This window comes from Rhizobacter sp. P2_H2 (assembly GCF_056403375.1).
Window position 1 is genome coordinate 1 of record NZ_JBFUFP010000786.1, and the last position, 2,609, is coordinate 2,609.

Genomic DNA, 2,609 nt, shown 5'->3' on the forward strand with positions numbered 1-2,609 from the left:
TACGTCGGCAACCCGGAGCTGATCTCGCGCACGCACTTCGCGCGGCACCTGGTGGAGAGCGGCGTCTGCCAGGACACGCACGAGGTCTTCCGCAAGTTCCTCGTCGAGGGCAAGCCGGGCTACGTGCCGCACCGCTGGGCAAAGCTCGGCGACGCGGTGCGCTGGATCCGCGAGGCGCACGGCATCGCGGTGATCGCGCACCCGGGGCGCTACAAGTTCACCGCCAACGAGGAATACGCGCTGTTCACCGAATTCAAGGTGCATGGCGGGCGCGGGGTCGAGGTGATCACCGGCAGCCACTCGAACACCGACTTCATCAAGTACGCCGACATGGCGCTCGAGTTCGAGCTGCTCGCGTCGCGCGGTTCCGATTTCCACAGCCCCGACGAGAGCCACGTCGACCTGGGGACGCTGCCGCCGCTGCCGGGCAAGCTGACGCCGGTCTGGGAAGCGCTCGTCGACCGCGTGCAGCTCCCGTGAACCCACGATCGTGACAAGACAGCGCCCCGCCCGGGGCATCGCGCTGATCGCCCTGGCGGCGCTGTGCTTCGCGACCATGGACACCACGATCAAGTACCTGGGCGCTTTCCTGCCGGTGCTGTTGATCCTGTGGGCGCGCTACGCCTTCCAGGCGGTGTCGATGGGGATCTGGTTGCTGCGCTCGAAGACCGCGGGCTTTCGCACCGCGCACCCGCGTTTCCAGCTGGCGCGCGGCGCGCTGCTGCTGGCCACCAGTGCGCTGAGCTTCTTCGGCGTGCAGCAGATGCCGGTGGCCGAATTCACCGCGATCAACATGCTGACGCCGGTGGTCGTGACGCTGCTGGCGGCCTGGGTGCTGCACGAGCGGGTGTCGACGCTGCGCTGGGCGCTGGTGTGCGCGGCCTTCGTCGGCGCGATCATCGTGATCCGACCGGGCAGCGGGCTGTTCGGCTGGGCGGTGCTGTTCCCGCTGGCCGGCGCCCTCACCTACGCGAGCTTCCAGGTGCTGACGAGCAAGCTGTCGGCGCTGGAGAGCCCGTACACGACGCACTTCTACACCGGCCTGACCGGCGCGCTGGTGCTGACGCCGGTGCTGTTCCTCTTCAGTGCGATCGACACCGACGGCACGCTGTTGGCTGCGCCGCCGCAGCAGCTGGTGCTGCTGCTGGTGATCGGCGCGCTCGGCACGGTGGGCCACCTGTTCCTGATCCTCGCGCTGGGCCTCGCGCCGACGGCGACGCTGATGCCCTTCATCTACCTGCAGATCGGCGTGGCGGCGGCGGTGAGCTGGGCGGTGTTCCGCTACGTGCCGGACGGCTGGGCCTGGGTCGGCATGGGCGTGATCGCGGTGTGCGGTGCGGCGAGCGCGTGGCTGAACATGCGCAAGACCGCGGCGCACCCCGCGACATCGACAGTAGCGGCCGACACGATCGCGGATTAGCATCGCGGCCCATGCCGCAATTCTTCGAAGTCCATCCCGAGAACCCGCAACAGCGCCTGCTGAAGCAGGCCGCGCAGATCCTGCACGACGGCGGCATCGCCGCGGTGCCGACCGATTCGAGCTATGCGCTGGTGTGCCACCTCGACGACAAGGCGGCGGCCGAGAACCTGCGGCGCATCCGCGGCGTCGACGACAAGCACCACCTGACGCTGCTGTGCCGCGACCTGTCGGAGCTGGCGAGCTACGCCCGCGTCGACAACCGGCAGTACCGGCTGATGAAGCATGCGACGCCGGGGCCGTTCACCTTCATCCTCGAGGCGACGAAGGAAGTGCCGCGGCGCGTGTCGCACCCGTCGCGCCGCACCATCGGCCTGCGCGTACCGGACCACAGGATGCTGCTGCAGCTGCTCGACATCTTCGGCGAGCCGTTGCTGTCGACCACGCTGATCGCGCCGGGGGAGACCGAGCCGATGAACGACCCGGATGAGATCCGCGAGCGTTTCCAGGGCCAGGTGCAGGCGGTGGTCGATGCGGGCGCATGCCCGCGCGAGCCGACGACGGTGGTCGACCTGACGACAGACGAGCCGGTGCTGTTCCGTTTGGGAAGGGGAGACCCCGCCCTGCTGGGACTGCCAGTGGACTGAGACAACTCAGGCGGTGGGCGCGACCAGCAACCCGTCGTCCTTCAGCTTGAACTGCCGCACCGCATCCACCAGCCGCGCCGCCTGCTGCTGAAGACTGTCCGCCGCAGCAGCCGATTGCTCGACCAGCGCCGCGTTCTGCTGCGTCACCTGCTCGATCTGCATCACCGAATCGCTGACCAGGCCGATGCCGGCCGTCTGCTCGCCGGTCGCGGTGCTGATCTCGTCGATCAGCTCGGCCACCCGCTTCACCTGCGCCACGACATCCTTCATCGTCACGCCCGCATCGCCCACCAGCTGCGTGCCGGCTGCCACCTTCTCGACGCTCGCGCCGATCAGCGCCTTGATCTCCTTGGCCGCCTGCGCGCTGCGCTGCGCGAGGCTGCGCACCTCGCTGGCCACCACCGCGAAGCCGCGGCCCTGCTCGCCGGCGCGCGCCGCTTCCACCGCCGCATTCAGCGCGAGGATGTTGGTCTGGAACGCGATGCCGTCGATCACGCCGATGATGTCGCTGATCTTGCGCGAGCTGGCGCTGATCTCCTCCATCG

General features: G+C 69.0%; 3 protein-coding genes and 1 pseudogene. 3 read left to right on the forward strand and 1 reads right to left on the reverse strand.

Going from position 1 to position 2,609, the window contains the following annotated elements; genetic code table 11:
* From AC1D15_RS26280 to AC1D15_RS26290, 3 genes and pseudogenes are all read left to right on the forward strand, one after another.
* Positions 1-480 (forward strand): annotated as a pseudogene (locus AC1D15_RS26280) (phosphatase); the annotation flags it as partial.
* A 10-nt stretch (positions 481-490) separates the two neighbouring features.
* Entirely contained in the window at positions 491-1,420 is a 930-nt protein-coding gene (locus AC1D15_RS26285) for a DMT family transporter (RefSeq protein WP_477828307.1), read from the forward strand.
* Positions 1,421-1,431: 11 nt separating this feature from the next.
* Complete coding sequence (locus tag AC1D15_RS26290) at positions 1,432-2,064, forward strand: L-threonylcarbamoyladenylate synthase (RefSeq protein ID WP_477828308.1); 633 nt, start codon at positions 1,432-1,434, stop codon at positions 2,062-2,064.
* A gap of 6 nt (positions 2,065-2,070) precedes the next feature.
* Here AC1D15_RS26290 and AC1D15_RS26295 read toward each other — a convergent pair.
* Positions 2,071-2,609 (reverse strand): methyl-accepting chemotaxis protein (locus tag AC1D15_RS26295; RefSeq protein ID WP_477828309.1); only part of this gene is annotated, 539 nt, incomplete at its 5' end.

Coding starts and splice junctions, on each gene's coding strand:
- AC1D15_RS26290 (WP_477828308.1), top strand. CDS start 1,432: ATGCCGCAATTCTTCGAAGTCCATCCCGAGAACCCGCAACAGCGCCTG.